At 47.9% G+C, this 16,557-nt stretch carries 10 protein-coding genes; 2 read left to right on the top strand and 8 right to left on the bottom strand.

Annotation, left to right across the window (positions count from 1 at the left end):
- Positions 1-23 precede the first annotated feature (23 nt).
- From BLV50_RS31010 to uvrB, 6 genes are all read right to left on the bottom strand, one after another.
- A complete protein-coding gene (locus BLV50_RS31010; RefSeq protein WP_072733564.1) occupies positions 24-2,537 on the bottom strand; it encodes a U32 family peptidase in 2,514 nt (837 codons plus the stop codon).
- A 304-nt stretch (positions 2,538-2,841) separates the two neighbouring features.
- Positions 2,842-4,704, bottom strand: a complete 1,863-nt coding sequence (locus BLV50_RS31005) for a stalk domain-containing protein (RefSeq protein WP_256338088.1) — start codon at positions 4,702-4,704, stop codon at positions 2,842-2,844.
- Positions 4,705-4,783: 79 nt separating this feature from the next.
- Positions 4,784-5,950 carry a S1C family serine protease gene (locus BLV50_RS31000; RefSeq protein ID WP_256336402.1) on the bottom strand — a complete coding sequence of 389 codons (1,167 nt, stop codon included), beginning with the start codon at positions 5,948-5,950 and terminating at the stop codon, positions 4,784-4,786.
- A gap of 272 nt (positions 5,951-6,222) precedes the next feature.
- Positions 6,223-6,435 carry a hypothetical protein gene (locus BLV50_RS30995; RefSeq protein ID WP_063567497.1) on the bottom strand — a complete coding sequence of 71 codons (213 nt, stop codon included), beginning with the start codon at positions 6,433-6,435 and terminating at the stop codon, positions 6,223-6,225.
- Between the two features lie 322 nt (positions 6,436-6,757).
- On the bottom strand, positions 6,758-9,616 hold the full coding sequence (uvrA, locus tag BLV50_RS30990) for an excinuclease ABC subunit UvrA (protein WP_072733565.1): 2,859 nt from the start codon (positions 9,614-9,616) through the stop codon (positions 6,758-6,760).
- 592 nt (positions 9,617-10,208) lie between these two features.
- Positions 10,209-12,200 (bottom strand): excinuclease ABC subunit UvrB, encoded by a 1,992-nt coding sequence (gene uvrB / locus BLV50_RS30985; RefSeq protein WP_063567499.1) that lies wholly within the window; start codon positions 12,198-12,200, stop codon positions 10,209-10,211.
- 169 nt (positions 12,201-12,369) lie between these two features.
- Here uvrB and BLV50_RS30980 point away from each other — a divergent pair, with 169 nt between their 5' ends.
- Together BLV50_RS30980 and BLV50_RS30975 are read left to right on the top strand one after the other, a co-directional pair.
- A complete protein-coding gene (locus tag BLV50_RS30980) occupies positions 12,370-13,167 on the top strand; it encodes a flagellar motor protein (RefSeq protein ID WP_063567500.1) in 798 nt (265 codons plus the stop codon).
- A complete protein-coding gene (locus BLV50_RS30975) occupies positions 13,151-13,993 on the top strand; it encodes a flagellar motor protein MotB (RefSeq protein WP_090811903.1) in 843 nt (280 codons plus the stop codon). The genes BLV50_RS30980 and BLV50_RS30975 overlap by 17 nt, the downstream gene beginning before the upstream one ends.
- A 193-nt stretch (positions 13,994-14,186) precedes the next feature.
- Here the strand turns inward: BLV50_RS30975 and BLV50_RS30970 are convergent, their stop codons facing one another.
- Both BLV50_RS30970 and BLV50_RS30965 read right to left on the bottom strand, forming a co-directional pair.
- Complete coding sequence (locus BLV50_RS30970) at positions 14,187-15,365, bottom strand: ABC transporter permease (RefSeq protein ID WP_090811901.1); 1,179 nt, start codon at positions 15,363-15,365, stop codon at positions 14,187-14,189.
- Positions 15,358-16,548 (bottom strand): ABC transporter permease, encoded by a 1,191-nt coding sequence (locus BLV50_RS30965; protein WP_090811899.1) that lies wholly within the window; start codon positions 16,546-16,548, stop codon positions 15,358-15,360. Before BLV50_RS30965 ends, BLV50_RS30970 begins: the two co-directional genes overlap by 8 nt.
- Positions 16,549-16,557 lie beyond the last annotated feature (9 nt).

The following is a 16,557-nucleotide window of genomic DNA, read 5'->3' as shown; positions in this document are numbered from 1 at the left end:
CTGTTTGTTCCGGTTTCGATCTATTATTTCACCAGTTGACCACGCGTTACGCCAAGCTGGTTTGTTGCTTTCAGTGTTTTCCAAACTTGTGTACCACTGATCTCTCCACGCAAAGCACGATTGTACAGATCAATAACCTCGCGCACCTGCTCTGGAGTTTCCTCCAGGAATTCAACACGGTAACGGGATACACCCAGATCCATGAAGTTGGTCAGGTATTCAGCACCGGATTGTTCCACCGCATTATACACGGTATTACGGCAACCTTCGTCCACACGTACCGGGTGAGACATGCCGATCCGGTCTTGCAAGGAAGCCCGGTGATCTTCACATGGACGTCCACAGTTCGTAAAGTCCGTTCCTTCACTCATAAACGTACAGTACACACAGTGCTCGGTATGGAACATCGGCAAATGCTGATGAATAACCACTTCGGTCTGGCTTGTACGGGAGTGACCCAGCAGATCAACCATTTGTTGGATGTTCAGGTCATAGGATGGCGTGATCCAGTCACATCCTGCTTCCAAAAACAGTTCTACCGCTTTATGGTTGGCGATGTTCAATGAGAAGTCACCGATCAGTTCCGGGTGCTTCGCATCCGGATTCTCCATCCGGTGGCGCAGGTAGAAGTACAGCGCACCCGTATTACGTACGAGCACAGCATCCGGCTGCAAACGCAGGATGTTGTTGTGATATCCGTTCTCGCCAGGCATATGAATGCGTGGTGTTGCCAACGCAATCTTGCGGCCTGCGGCACGAACAGCTTCCACCGCTGCCGGGAACTGCTTGATAAACTCGAAGTCGGCGTAGATCATGCCGACACCTGCTTCCAGCGCTGCCTCCACTTGTGGCAGGCTGCGGCATAGCGCGGTCAGCTCCGCATGACCGCGAGCAACTGGCGCTGCCGGTTTAACTGCATCGCCGTAGACTTCCACCGCCCGTTTCACGTAGACGGGCGGTTTAGGGCGCTCGCCCGCGAGTTGTTCCACCGCCTGACGGCGAATGTTATTCAACTCGCGCATCGGGATGATGACGTCACCGTGCAAGTTGACGTCCAATTCTTCCAGCTGGAAAACAGTGCCGCCCAGACGTCCGAATTGCTCTTCGAGCAGTTCGTGTGTCATTGGACGCTTCTGGGCAATATCCAGTTCCATCTCGGAATTAACACGGACCGTCGTGCCCTTCTGCACGTCCGTCCACCATGTGCTAAGCGGCTGCCCTGGGCTGCCGATAACTTTTACGTTTACCGGGAAGATACGATAAGGCTTCTCGATTTCAAAGCTCTGACGCAGACGTTTGTCCAGCGCCGGATCATTCGTTTTCCATACTTTGTCGCCAACTTTCACGCGGCGCAGGTCCACGTCACTACGGCCTGGTACAACGTCCACGATCCAGCCTTCCTCTGCTTCGCCTTCAAGCTTCACGCCTTTGCGACGTACATCGTAGACACGTCCGCCCTCTTCCTTCTTCGTCGGATCTCCGGCATCAAATACAATTCCGTCTCCACGTTTCACTGGTGCATCAAGCTTCAGGACGACACCATCACGCAATACTTGGTCTACACGACCCAGATAGACGCCACGGCTTTTCGGGAACGTACCGTCAACCAGCTGTTTATTATTCGTTCCGTCCAGGAAACCGTGTGTGAATCCACGAGAGAAGCTCTGCTGCAATTCACGAACTTCTTCCTTACTTGGAGGAGTATTATCTCCATCAAAGTAACGGTCAATCGCTTTGCGGTATTTACTAACCACGTTGGCCACGTATTCTGGCGTTTTGAGACGTCCTTCGATTTTGAAGGAAGTTACGCCTGCTTCGATCAGTTCCGGCATCAAGTCAATTGCAGCCAGATCCTTCGGAGACAGCAGATACGCCACATCGCCCATTGGTTTATGCTCACCATCCACCATCAGGTCGTACGGCAGACGACAAGCCTGTGCACATTCCCCACGGTTGGCGGAACGTCCACCCCACATTTCAGAAGTCAGACATTGCCCGGAATAAGACACACACAACGCACCGTGAACAAATACTTCCATCGGTAACTTCGCCTGTTCTCCGATCTTCTGGATCTGCTTCAGGTTGTTCTCCCGTCCAAGCACGACACGTTCCATATCAAACGGCTTCGTAAACTCCACCGCTTCCGGTGACGTAATCGTCATTTGGGTGGAACCGTGAATCGGGAAATCCGGCGAGATCTCGCGAATCATTTTGACCAGACCCAAATCCTGTACAATCACGGCGTCCACACCTGCATCGACACAAGCGTCAATCAGTTCTTTGGCATCCGTCAATTCATTTTCAAAAATCAATATATTAAAGGTCAAAAAACCTTTTACGCCATAACTGTGCAAAAACGCCATAATCTCTGGCAGCTCGTCCATACGGAAATTGTTCGCCCGTGCCCGTGCATTAAATTTTTCGACTCCGAAGAAAATCGCATCCGCGCCGTTGGCTACCGCCGAACGCATACAGTCCCAGTCACCTGCGGGTGCCAGAAGCTCAACGTCTTCTCTTCGTATTGTTGCTGTTTTCATGTGTATCCTCCCCATAACCGGCATAGCCGGATTTCATCCCTAATACCCTGTACGCTAATCCTGTTCCTTGATTCCATACGCCTGCATTGTCACTGTATCGCTATATCTATACATTATGTCTGTATTGCCTGATTCCCAAGCCTACAGTCATTCTTATTTTTCAGAACAGCAGTCATAACTCCTGAACTAGTATAGTGTACCACTTCTGCAACGACTCTTCTACGCTTTCCTGAAAAAACCACGAAAAACCGGAAGGTCTTGTGACCCTCCGGCAACATACATCTATTTATTTCAGTATTTCGTATTATTTGATAAAAGTAAATGAGTTCACGGCTTTTTCCAGCGCTGCTGCCTGGACTTCCGTCTTGTTGGCGTCATTCAGCCCGCTCGTAATGGTATACGTCGTTCCGTTCTGTTCAAACACGATCTGACGTCCGGTATACGGCACACCATTGTCCACTTCATGATAGATAAAGGAAAACGCAGGCACACCCGCAAACGTCAACTCCTCACTGCTAATCAATTTGAAATTTTTACGCGTTTTGGTTGCTTCCGCATACGCCTCTCTAAGTTGACTGACAGTCATTTCAATGGATTTGTCCTCACTCGCGGCAATGGAGAATTGACCACCTGTGAAGGTATAAACCACAGGAGAATACTCAAACCGATCATTGTACGGCGTCCAGTAACGTGGAATATCTACACTGTAATGATAACGTTTGGACGTTCGTGTCACAGATTTTGTTTTATCCGTCAAATATGGGTCTTCATCCAGCTGTCCGAAATTATCAGATACGGTATCAAAATCAATCTCAACACTCTTCATGATACTCTTAAACCATTCCCGATCCTTCGTCTGCTCCTCAGGGAACGTATACTCTGCATAATAGCGATAGCCATTTTTTTGCAAAAGAACATCGAACTCCGTCTGCCATCCATCGCCAAAGTTATAACGGAACTCATTCACTTCGGCAGTCTCGCCTGATACATCCATCGTATACGAACCTATCGGCTCATAACTTTCCGGCGTGAATGTCTCACGCATCCACTTGTCCAGTTGGCCACTCCACTCTTTGACCGTCGCACCTTTCGGTGCAGATGTAACACGTAGTTGCAGATATGCACCATCCTTGGCTTCGTATATCATCTGGGTGTTGTCCATGGACCAGCCTGCTGGAATCTTCAGTTCAATGCCATAATCATCATTCCAGGTAGAGCGCATACCCTCATCCACGGTTGAAAGATCCTTAATTGTACGATCGGACTGAGCATAAGTAGGCTGGAATGAATTGAGTAGCGCTGCACGTTTGCCCAGATCCTTGTAATTCAGTGCTCCATAATCCGCGAGGTATACGTCATATTGGCGACCATCATGGATATATTGGCGCATTTCCCATAACACCCCGTCCGCATCCTTAACCACAATCCGGGCATAAGGTGTTTTCCCTTTGGCAATCGATTCCCGATCGAGCACCGTATCTCCGCTCTCTTTTGCTTCCTGAACAAGCTGCTGTAACAAATCATCCGAATCCAGACTCACATCCTGGTCACTCACGTACACTTCAAGATAATAACTGCTGTCCTCCGCGCCAAATGTCATCATGCGCTCCTGCTCACCCGTTTGCAGAATCATGAGGTCGGATGGGTAATTAATGGACCAGCCGTAATAACTGTTACCAATTCTCGTTTTGCCTTCGTCCAGATTAATGCCGCCCTCGTCCTCATCCTCCGATTCGTCCGTTTGCAATAATCGAATGACCATTTCTCCTGAACTGCTTGGAGCAAGAGTAGCACCAATCCCCGCAGCTACCGGGCGGAGTGGCACCATGAGCACGCCATTTACCATTTTTGGGGCTGCGCCCATCTCTTTTTTGAATCCATCCACCCAGGCAATCGAACTGCCAATGGTTAAGGTGACAGTATGCGGACCTTCCTTAACTTTGACCACATCATTCTTCTCCAGTCGGATCTCGCTGCCAAAAGCCTTCTTGAATACACCAACAGGAACCATCGTAACGCCTTTGAACTGATATGGTTTGGCGATTGCCTGCTTGCTGCCGTTGATATAGGCGCTCGTACTACCCGCTGTGATCCGCAGCTCACTTGTTATAAGATCGGATGCCCACGCAGGCAATGCCGCTCCAATGCTCAGCATCCCGGCTAACATACCTGTGCTTAGCACACGTAAAAATGATATTTTCATTCCGTTCATTCGTCCTCTCTGGATCCGGATTGCTCGCCGGGCTTTATTGATCTTCATCTACAGTGAACTGCTCATCTTCATCGTCTTGGATATCCGCTCGATCAGCAAGGACCACCGTACGAGTGACAATATCGCCGTCCGTTTGCATTAACAGTTTGACCTTCTGTCCTGGCACATACGTTTTGAGCAGCTCATTGATATCCACCACAGAGGACACACGTGTGCCTGCTACACTGTATAACACATCTCCCTCTTTAATTTTGGCTTTCTTCGCTTGAGCTGACAGCACACCCGTAATCGTCAAAGGATCATCAGTAGGCAGGCCCACAATCGCTGACCAGCTCTCTTCCAGTTGCAAGCCGAGGCTTGCACGCTTGATTTTTCCGTATTCAAAGAACTGATTGATAATATATTGAACGGTATCTACTGGAATTGAAAATCCCATGCTCTCGATACCCACTGCTGAAAATTTCATAGAGTTAATACCAACAACTTCACCTTTGAGGTTGACCAGCGGTCCGCCGCTGTTGCCAGGGTTAATGGCTGTATCTGTTTGAATCAACCGATAGGTAGCCTCCACTCCCCGATTAAGACCACTGATTACGCCCACTGTCGCCGAGTTACGCAAAGAGAAGGAAATCGGTGTGCCGATGGCAATGACGGTTTCTCCAACAGTTGTTTGGGAAGCTTTGGCGAAGGTCGCCGGTTTAAGAGATTTGGCATTAATTTTGATTAGAGCGATATCGCTTAACGGGTCACTGTATGTTTTGGTGATTTTATATGTATTGCCATCAGTCGTCACGACCAACGGATTGATTAATCCATCAACCACATGGGCATTCGTCACAATCCAGCCGTTGGAGCGGATGATCACGCCAGTGCCATGAGCTAGGTTATAGCGATCCGATGTGACGCCATCCTGTAATTCAGTAGATTTGCCGATAATGCCTACAACAGAAGGAGATACTTTTTCAATTACTTTCGGGACTGCTTCACTGCCCTTATACTGAAACGTTCCAGACTTGGCGTCATATTGCCCACTTCCTCCGAGCGCTTTGACCAAATCCTTTGAACTAACATATACTTGTCCATCTACCATTTTGGCTTGCATACTTGATGAAGACTCCGCTGCCCCAGCCGTTGCTGCAACACTGATCGAGAGTACAGCAGCCATCAGTATGGCTACGCCCTTTTTCCCCAACACTCTCATTCTCTCACCTAACCCTCTCTATATATCCTCCGTTATTCAACCGAACCATATGATCCATTACTGAATCTCTTTCTCTATTATCTGCAATACCGGTATCCTCAAATTTAACATACAAATTATTCCTGTACAATCTCTTTAAGACCTAATTTCGATAGAGAAGACCGTATTATCCGAACCACTCTGCAAAACACAAAAAAACACCCTCCTTAATTCTCTGGAAAGTGTTTGTCTGTTCTTCTACTTGCTGTTTTCAAATAAGTTCAGCGGTGTCTCTACGAACCAAACCAACCGGTAATCATGGCATAGTCCGTCAAAAGGAATACCAGCAGACTAACCACTGCAAATCCGATAGCAAACAAATTCTTCTTCGGTGCGCGAACCAGTCGGACAACTCCAATGAAAATCAGGATCGTAAATAAGATGACAAAAATATCAAACGCATTAAAATTCGAAGTACTCGCCGCGGCAGCTTCTGCAAACAGCATGGATAGACAGACCTCCTCACCATAGTTGAACAGCTAAACGCATACCCTAATATCTTCCTCTATGTTATCTGTACCCTGCTTGTAATGCAAGCCCTATCATCCAGAAAAATGAAAAAAATCCAGTTTGGCAGTAGATTGATGGAATGCTTGCTCTACCACATATGTAAACACTTTCACCGATGTCATATTAAGATTGGCACAACGGTAAAATATCAGAAAACCCTTCTCCTCGAAAGAAGAGGACATCAGATCATACACCGATGCCATCTACTTCATGAAAAGAAGGGTTAGATATTCACAAACAACCTGTAAACTGGAGCATTTACTCCGTCAATTGTAACGTCTTGCTTCGTTCCGTATCCCGCTCCAATACTGGTTTCAAGTACTTACCGGTATAGGAAGCTTCCACTTTAATAATATCCTCAGGCGTACCTGTCGCAACAATGGTTCCGCCACCGCTTCCACCTTCCGGACCCAGATCAACGATATAATCGGCTGTTTTGATAACATCCAGGTTATGCTCGATAACGAGTACCGATTCACCGGAATCCACCAGACGGTGCAGGACGTTCAGCAGACGATCAATATCATCGACATGAAGACCGGTCGTTGGCTCATCCAGAATATAGATCGTTTTACCCGTACTACGACGATACAGCTCGGAAGCGAGCTTCACGCGTTGTGCTTCACCACCGGACAACGTTGTTGCAGGCTGGCCCAAGTTAATGTAGCCCAACCCCACGTCGAGCAAGGTTTGCATTTTGCGATGAATTTTCGGAATGTTCTCGAAGAACTGCGTTGCATCCTCTACCGTCATTTCCAGCACATCTGCAATATTTCTATTTTTGTATTTGACTTCAAGTGTTTCGCGATTATACCGTTTGCCTTTGCAGACCTCACAAGGCACGTAGACATCCGGCAGGAAGTGCATCTCAATTTTGATAATGCCGTCCCCGCGACATGCTTCACAACGTCCACCTTTAATATTGAAACTGAACCGACCTTTTTTGTATCCGCGCACTTTGGCTTCATTGGTCTGTGCAAACAGATCACGGATGTCATCAAAGACGCCTGTATACGTAGCAGGGTTGGAGCGTGGTGTTCGTCCGATTGGTGACTGGTCAATATCAATAACTTTATCAATATGTTCCAGACCGCGAATCTCTTTGTGCTGACCTGGACGTACCCGTGCACGGTTCAAATCACGAGCAAGCGTTTTATACAAAATCTCATTAATTAGCGTCGATTTACCCGAGCCGGATACACCCGTTACTGCGGTAAATACACCCACTGGAATTTTTACATTCAGGTTTTTCAGGTTATTTTCCTTCGCTCCACGCACTTCCAGCCAGCGGTCCCCGACACTACGGCGTTCGGTACGTACCGGAATAAACTTGCGCCCACTCAAATATTGACCCGTTAGCGAGTTCTCATCATTCATGATTTCTTCCGGTGTACCCTGCGACATGATGGTACCACCGTGGATACCTGCCCCCGGACCAATATCGATAATATAATCGGCGGCCATCATCGTATCCTCATCATGTTCAACCACGATCAGTGTGTTACCGATATCCCGCATGTGAGCGAGTGTGGAGATCAGACGATCGTTATCCCGTTGATGCAGACCAATACTCGGCTCATCCAAAATATACAGCACACCCATCAGGCTGGAACCAATCTGTGTCGCCAGTCTGATCCGCTGGGCTTCACCACCGGACAACGTTCCTGCAGCACGGCTCAGGGTCAGGTAATCCAGTCCTACGTTTACTAGGAAGCCGAGACGGCTGTTGATTTCTTTTAAAATAAGTTTGGCGATTATTTCTTCTTTCTCACTCAATTGTAGCGAATCGAAGAAACGGCCAGCTTCTCCAATGGACAAACTTGTCACATACGCCATGTTGTGATCGTTAATCGTAACAGCAAGGCTTTCACGTTTCAGTCGCTGTCCTTTACATGTTCCACAAGGCTTGGCACTCATATAACCTTCAATGAATTCACGGATACCTTCGGATGCTGTCTCACGGTAACGACGCTCCAGATTATTCACAATACCTTCAAAGGTAACCAATGCTTCTTTCCGTTGTCCAAAATCATTCTCGTACCGGAAACGAATTTTCTCCGTACCTGTACCCTGCAACAGCTTGTTCATTTGTTCAGCAGGCAGATCTTCTACAGGTACGTTTTGCGGAATGTTAAAGTGTTCGCATACCGATTTGAGGAACTGCGGATAATAGGTGGATGTACCACCTGTCCAGGCATCAAACGCACCCTCTTCAATTGTTTTGCTTCGATCCGGCACCAACAGGTCCGGGTCAACAATCATTTTGACACCTAATCCATCACAATCCGGGCAGGCACCGAATGGGCTGTTGAACGAAAACATGCGCGGCGCTAGCTCTTCAATACTGAATCCGCACACCGGGCAGGCAAAGTTGGAACTGAAGCGCAGCTCTTCCTCACCCATAATATCTACCAGCAGCTGTCCACCGGACAGATTAAGTGCAGTCTCAATAGAATCGGCCAAACGTGATTGCACTTCTTCCTTAATCACGATCCGGTCAACGACGACTTCAATCGTATGCTTTTTGTTCTTCTCCAATTGAATATCTTCCGACAAATCACGCAATTCACCGTTCACCCGTACACGAACGAAGCCCTGCTTGGACACATCGGCAAATATGCTTTTGTGTTCACCCTTGCGTCCAGAGACAATCGGTGCCAGAATCTGCAACCGGGTCCGCTCAGGATATTGCATTATGCGGTCAACCATTTGTTCTACGGTCTGGGAGCTAATCTCCACGCCATGATCCGGACAATGAGGATGTCCCACACGTGCAAATAACAGACGCAGGTAGTCATAAATTTCCGTAACGGTTCCGACGGTGGAACGCGGGTTACGGCTTGTCGTTTTCTGATCTATGGAGATAGCCGGTGACAATCCTTCAATGGAATCAACGTCCGGTTTCTCCATCTGCCCCAGAAACTGCCGTGCATAAGCCGATAATGATTCAACGTATCGTCGCTGTCCTTCGGCATATATCGTATCAAAAGCCAGCGAGGACTTGCCTGAGCCACTCAGACCGGTCAATACAACAAAACGGTCACGCGGGATGGTGATATCAATGTTTTTGAGGTTATGCGCTCGCGCGCCTTTGATGACAATGTTCTCGCTCGCCAATGGTATTCATCCTTTCAATGTTGAAATTCCAACCTTTTTTAAAGGCTTTTCGATCCCTCCCAAACCCTCCCTTCCAAGGGAGGGCCCCAGAGGGCGCAGCCCTCTGGACATCCGAAACAGGCGGTGCAATGGTGAATGGTCGGGTCTTGCTATGTGAAGGTTGTCGTGTGCCCGCAGCTTCGTCCAAGATCCCGGCCAAATGCCGGTCTCTTAGACGGCCGCTCTACAACGAGAGGGCGCTCAAGGCTTCGCCTTGCTCGCGATGGTCGCCATTGCCTTTGGCTCGGCTCCCCTTAAACACCGGACGCTCACGGCTTCGCCTTGTTCGCGATGGTCGCCATTGCCTTCGGCTCGGCTCCTGGGTACACGACTTCCAAATGTTTTCCTATAAACCTTTTAACCAATTTCAACTTTTCTATCAGTATAGACCTGATTTTACGTTTTCAACATGTCTAATTATCGGTAGATATCACTGATTTCCTGACTCAACAAGAGAACGGCCACCCGGCCGTTCTCTTGTTGCAGATCTATCCATGCTGCGACACATTCTACTGTGCCTCTATCTTAAACTTATGCTGTCTGCCTTAATAAGCTATTCTGCGCGCAGTTCCAGCAATGCATCACGAAGTTCAGCAGCACGCTCAAACTGCAAGTTTTTGGCTGCGTCTTTCATCTCTGCCTCTAGGCGCTGAATAAGCGACTGACGTTCCTTCTTCGACATCTTCTCGGCAGCGCCTGTAAGATAGTCTTTCTTGGATTCGGCAACTTTGGTTGCTTCAATCACATCACGCACTTTTTTGCGAATCGTCTGTGGTGTAATGCCATGCTCCTCGTTATACGCAATTTGGATCGCACGACGGCGTTCCGTTTCCTTCATCGCTTTTTCCATCGAATCTGTCACTTTGTCACCGTACAGGATAACTCGACCTTCACTGTTCCGCGCCGCCCGGCCAATCGTTTGAATCAGTGAGCGTTCCGAACGTAAGAAGCCTTCTTTATCGGCATCCAAAATGGCTACCAGAGAAACTTCAGGAAGATCCAGACCTTCCCGGAGCAAGTTGATTCCGATAAGGACATGGAAAACCCCCAGCCTTAGATCACGTAGAATCGCCATACGCTCCAATGTCTTGATCTCGGAGTGCAAATAACGTACCTTGATTCCGATCTCCTTCAGATAATCTGTTAAATCCTCGGACATCTTCTTCGTTAATGTTGTGATCAGGACCCGCTCGTCTTTCGCAATCCGGTCATTAATCTCACCGATCAGGTCATCGATCTGCCCCTTCGTTGGACGCAGTTCAATAATTGGATCAAGCAGACCGGTTGGACGAATGATCTGTTGCACCATCGTATCCGTATGCTCAATCTCGTAAGGACCTGGTGTCGCAGATACATAGATAATCTGATCCATCTTCCCTTCAAACTCATCGAATTTGAGAGGGCGGTTATCCAGCGCAGATGGCAGACGGAATCCGTGATCAACCAGTACAGTCTTCCGTGCTTGGTCACCGTTATACATCGCACGGATCTGTGGAAGAGTCACGTGGGACTCATCGACCACAATCAACATATCATCCGGAAAATAGTCCATCAGCGTGTAAGGTGTATCGCCTCGTTCGCGGAATGTCAGTGGGCCGGAATAGTTTTCAATCCCTGAACAGAAGCCGACTTCTTTCATCATCTCGATATCGTACCGTGTACGTTGCTCCAGTCGCTGAGCCTCCAACAATTTCCCCTGTTCACGCAATACTTCAAGACGCTCTTCCAGTTCACGCTCAATATTCACTAGCGCAACCTTCATCGTCTCTTCCTGGGTTACGAAGTGAGATGCCGGGAATATCGCAATGTGCTCACGTTCCCCAACCAGTTCTCCGGTTAACACATCAATTTCCGTAATTTTCTCAATCTCATCACCGAACAATTCCACCCGAATCGCATGTTCACCCTTCGATGCCGGGAAAATCTCGATAACGTCACCGCGAACGCGGAACGTACCACGCACAAAGTTAATGTCATTTCGCTGATACTGAATCTCCACCAGACGGGACAAAATCTGATTGCGCGGTTTCTCCATCCCTACCCGCAGGGACAGAAGCATGCTGGAATAGGAGTGCGGCGAACCCAAACCATAGATGCAGGATACACTCGCTACAATAATGACATCTCTGCGTTCAAACAATGAACTCGTAGCCGCATGGCGCAACTTATCGATCTCTTCATTGATACTTGAATCCTTCTCGATGTACGTATCCGAGGAAGGAATATAGGCCTCTGGCTGAAAGTAATCGTAGTAACTGACAAAATACTCAACCATGTTATTTGGAAAAAAGTCTTTGAACTCACTTGCAAGCTGAGCTGCCAGCGTTTTATTGTGGGCAATAATCAGTGTGGGACGTTGCAGCTTGGCAATCGTCTGTGCAATGGTGAACGTCTTACCCGTACCGGTTGCACCCAGCAATGTCTGATATCTCTTCCCCTCCTGAACGCCCTTCACCAATTCTTCAATGGCTGCAGGCTGATCACCTTGGGGAGAAAACTCTGATTCGATTTCGAACGTTTTGTCGCTCATTATAATATCGCTCATTGCCGTATCTCACCCTATCGTCTAAAATAATAGTCACTATATATTGTCGAAGTTCCCCGAATTTACATATGGGAAAACTTATAGTAATAGGAATATTTGTTCCCGTATAATTATACCTCGTCTGTGCAAGTGATGCAATCGCGAACTAAAGATAGGAGTGGGTTAATTTATGGATATTGCGACACTTATCGGCATTATTGCCGGGATTGCCGCAGTCATTAGTGGTTTTTTATGGGAAGGTGGCCAATTATCCGGTCTGATGCAAAAGACGGCTGCTCTAATTGTATTTGGTGGAACGATTGCCGCAGTTGTTGCCAGTTTCCCTGCACATCGGCTGCGTACGATTCCTGCTGCCCTCCGCATGGCCTTTGGGCGTAACAACAATGACACAAGCCAGTGGGTTGAAGAACTTGTAGATATGTCTTCAATCGCTCGCCGCTCAGGCGTGCTTGCACTGGAACGAAAAGTAATGGACCATCCGCATCCATTTTTGCAAGATGGTATTCAGATGGTTGTCGATGGCACAGATCAGGATGTTGTTCGCCAGATCATGGAGATGGAGATTGATTCCGTCGAACAAAAATATGAAGGTTATGCCAAAATTTTTGAATCAGCAGGCGGTTATGCTCCAACGATGGGTATCATTGGTACCGTGATGGGACTTATTCAGGTACTCGGCAGCCTGACCGATCCTACTGGACTCGGCCCAGCGATTGCTGTTGCCTTTACCGCAACCCTCTACGGGGTCGCCAGTGCCAATCTTATCTTTTTACCCATTGCTTCCAAAATTAAATCCCGTGGAGCAGACGAAATTCAGACGATGGAAATGCTGCTCGAAGGCGTATTATCCATCCAGAACGGGGAAAACCCTCAGCTTGTGCGTAAACGGCTGGAGTCCTTCACACTTACTCACCGCCAGATTACACGTCCTGTAGTGAAGGAGGGATTGGATGAGTCGGCGCAGTAAACGGCGCGGAAAACGTGAACCTGGAGATCATCGAGATCGCTGGATGATTACCTATGCCGATCTCATTACTCTGCTGCTGATCTTTTTTGTGATCATGTATGCCATGAGCCATCTGGATTCTGGTAAATACGATGTGGTTACTCAATCGTTGCAAAATACTTTCAACCAATCCAACTCCCTGCTCGATCAAGGTGAAGGTATTGGTGGTACAGCTGGACAAGCTATTACCAAGAATCCGCCTTCCCAGATTCAGGGCGAAGACCCCGGAGAAGGCAAAGGACCCTCTTCCGGCTCCGAGACAAGTAAGCCAGATGATGACGATCAGCCACTTACGGAGCGTGAAGAGCAATTCAGATCACAGGAGCAGGAGCTGCAAAATCTGTTCAATGTGATTACCCAGTATATCGAGGACAATAAACTGGAAAATCAGATTTTTGTTGCGGACAAGCCGCAAGGCATCTCTATCACACTCAGCGACCGCTTCCTGTTTGATCAGGGAAAAGCCGCACTCAAAAGTGATGCTTCACCCACACTAAGCAAATTGGCAAGCCTGTTCCGTGATCTGAGCACCGTTGTTAGCATTGAAGGGCATACGGATAACGTTCCTGTCGGGGCGAACGCTACCTATAAAGACAATTGGGAGCTTTCCGGTGAACGCGCACTGTCTGTATTACGATTTTTTCTCGATAAAGAAAAGCTTGACCCTGACGGCTTTCAATATGCCGGATACGCGGATACGCGCCCAACTGGGGATAATACTACCGCCGCAGGGCGGCAAAAAAATAGACGGGTGGAAATCACCGTCTTGCGTCAACTCCAGCCTTAACTTCCAACATTTCGTATGGACCACCTTTGCTCTATTATAAAAAGCACGTTCTTACTGAATTCGATTCAGCAGAGCGTGCTTTTTTGTTTTTACTTCTATACTTTTATTGCAAAAAAGGCGGATCAATTTTTCCCTTCGTTTTACAGCAATGGCACACGATGTGATTACCTTCATCATACAAACGATCAACACATTACGCATCTACGCCTGGCTGGCTGGGACGAAGAATCGCAGAACCCACCGTCAGTAAAATAGCTGCCATGCCAAACAGTATCAGTAGCGGCATTGTAATATCCGACAACGTACCACCAGCAGAGATCGTTTCCACCGCTTGAATCGCCCATTTCTGCGGAACAAAATTAGCGAGTTTTTGCATATAATTTGGCATGACCGACAGCGGCCAGAAACAACCACCAATCATACACGTCGGTGTGATAATCAGAGAATTCAGCATGGTTGCATTTTTGGATTCACGAATCAAGCCGGCAACCGTACTCGCAATCCCCATGGAGACCAGCATAAATGCGGCCAAAATAAGAAGATGGATGCCAAATGGAATTCCCGCATCATAATGAAGCACCCATCTGCTAATCCCCAGTACCAAAACAATTTGGATTAATCCGATCGCAAAACTCCCCAGAAAATTGCCCAGTGCGATTTCATAGGCGCGGACCGGAGCCGTGTAGACTCTTGCCATCGTCCGCAGCCTGCGGTCTTCCATAATAACAGCAACTGTACTGGTCAGCAGACCCATCATGAACATAATCGTAAATCCGGTCACGTTGTTCAGACCCGGTTTGGGATAAATACGCAGCTCAGTTGCTTCACCCGAAATTTGATGTATACCAAGTTCAAGTAACAATTCTTTAAATTTGGCTTGGGCCAGAGTTGGATCAGAAGTCTCATCTGATGCCGCATCTGTCGCTGCCAATACTGCCGAAGCAGATTGTCTCAATCCCGCCGCCAAACCTTCAACCGCAGCCCTCAAAGTATAGGAGCTTTCACTGACACGAAGTTCCACTAGCTGAACTTCAGGTTGTTTGTCTTGCAGTAAATTGTCCGTGTAATGCGCCGGGATAATGAGTCCTGAACTCCCCCTTTGCTGCGCAATGGCTTCCTTAACTTCCGCAACGTTGTTCATGGGTTTGAGCAGATATTCCTCTTTGCGGCCCAGCTCATCCAATATCCATCTGCCTGCTGCACCCTGATCCTCGTTTACATAAGGAATGACCGCACGTGTTCCCTCCTCGCTGCCAAACAGCGCAATTGTACCTGTGACGACAAGGCAAGGAAGAAGAAAGAACGTGATAAAACCGCGTTTGCGCAATATCGTGCGCCGGATCATCAGCCAGGCAATATTCAGGCTATTCATAGCGATATCCCGCCTTTCTATAGATCAGTCCCGCTGCCGCCACCATTACCGCACATACCAAACCAAGCATCATGATGCTGTAAAAAATCTCACTTACAGGAGCGTTCAGCATCATCCGCAGAAAACTTTGCAGAGCCCAGTGATTAACCGTAAATTCGCTTATTCGCTGTACAAAACCAACGGCAATGGGTCTGAATCCACCGCTAATAAACGTCATAGCAATAATGATGCCTTGAAGAGCGGCACTTGCTGATGCGGAATTCTTGAAAAGCAGGGCAACAATCACGCCAAGAGTCATGGAAGCCAGCGTAATCAGCAGACAGATCAGAACAATCAACCCTGGATGTGTGCCCCAGTTCACACCATATAACCAATTCGTCACCAGTACGATGATGATGGCCTGCAAGAAAGCAATTAGGCTGTTGCCTGCAATTTTCCCTGCAAAAATGACCCCATTGCCTATTGGAGCTGCCTGTAAGCGAGTTAGCGTTTTTTTGTCCCTTTCACCAAACAGGCTGTTGCTGGTTGTCAAACCCGAGTAAAGCATGAACATGGCGAGCATGGAAGCCGCATAATATTGTGAAGCGCTATAAGAGGTGCCCACTTCTCCGGGACTGCTTACGGCTATATATGAAGAGTTCGCGCTATTGGTCTGTGAATGCTCAGCCATTGCAGCTACTGCGTCAGGACCTAACACTTTCGCCGCAGCTACTTGTATGTTTAGTTCATCTGTGAACCGCGTAAACAAAGTCTCACCTACAACATTGAGCGTGCCATCTTTGCCCAGTATCCATTGCAACCTTGCCTCTTCCCCTTTCATGATCTGCTCCTCCAGATCTGATGGGACGATTACGGCAAAATCCAGATCACCACGTCGCAGTGCACTTACAGCCTCTTTTTCCGTAGAAATGTTCTGTACCTTCATCATCTCGGCTACCACCGGAGATGTCACAAATGTATTTAAAGCTTCGCTGATCAATCCCGAACCGGAATTCTCTTCTGTTTGAATGATCCCTACTCTCACCGGGTCAGGAATGGCTTCTTTTGCGGTACCCATTGTACTAGAAAGTGCAGTACCCAATATAAAGATGAGCAGCAGCGGCAGAATAAACAGATTCAGCAGAACGGAGCGAATTCTCAGAATCCTTCTCAACTCAAAGATGCAAATATGCCATATGTTCATCTGAGATCC

Origin of the sequence: Paenibacillus sp. 276b (genome assembly GCF_900107875.1) — a bacterium.
Classification (GTDB): Bacteria; Bacillota; Bacilli; order Paenibacillales; family Paenibacillaceae; genus Paenibacillus; species Paenibacillus marchantiae.
This window is presented reverse-complemented; position numbering and strand designations above follow the sequence as displayed.

What these genes read in the sequence shown, in the direction of transcription:
- BLV50_RS31010 (WP_072733564.1), bottom strand. Translation starts at nt 2,537, where the DNA reads ATGAAAACAGCAACAATACGAAGAGAAGACGTTGAGCTTCTGGCACCC.
- BLV50_RS31000 (WP_256336402.1), bottom strand. Translation starts at nt 5,950, where the DNA reads ATGAGAGTGTTGGGGAAAAAGGGCGTAGCCATACTGATGGCTGCTGTA.
- BLV50_RS30970 (WP_090811901.1), bottom strand. Translation starts at nt 15,365, where the DNA reads ATGAATAGCCTGAATATTGCCTGGCTGATGATCCGGCGCACGATATTG.
- BLV50_RS30975 (WP_090811903.1), top strand. Translation starts at nt 13,151, where the DNA reads ATGAGTCGGCGCAGTAAACGGCGCGGAAAACGTGAACCTGGAGATCAT.
- BLV50_RS30980 (WP_063567500.1), top strand. Translation starts at nt 12,370, where the DNA reads ATGGATATTGCGACACTTATCGGCATTATTGCCGGGATTGCCGCAGTC.
- BLV50_RS30995 (WP_063567497.1), bottom strand. Translation starts at nt 6,435, where the DNA reads ATGCTGTTTGCAGAAGCTGCCGCGGCGAGTACTTCGAATTTTAATGCG.
- uvrB (WP_063567499.1), bottom strand. Translation starts at nt 12,200, where the DNA reads ATGAGCGATATTATAATGAGCGACAAAACGTTCGAAATCGAATCAGAG.
- BLV50_RS31005 (WP_256338088.1), bottom strand. Translation starts at nt 4,704, where the DNA reads ATGTTAGCCGGGATGCTGAGCATTGGAGCGGCATTGCCTGCGTGGGCA.
- BLV50_RS30965 (WP_090811899.1), bottom strand. Translation starts at nt 16,548, where the DNA reads ATGAACATATGGCATATTTGCATCTTTGAGTTGAGAAGGATTCTGAGA.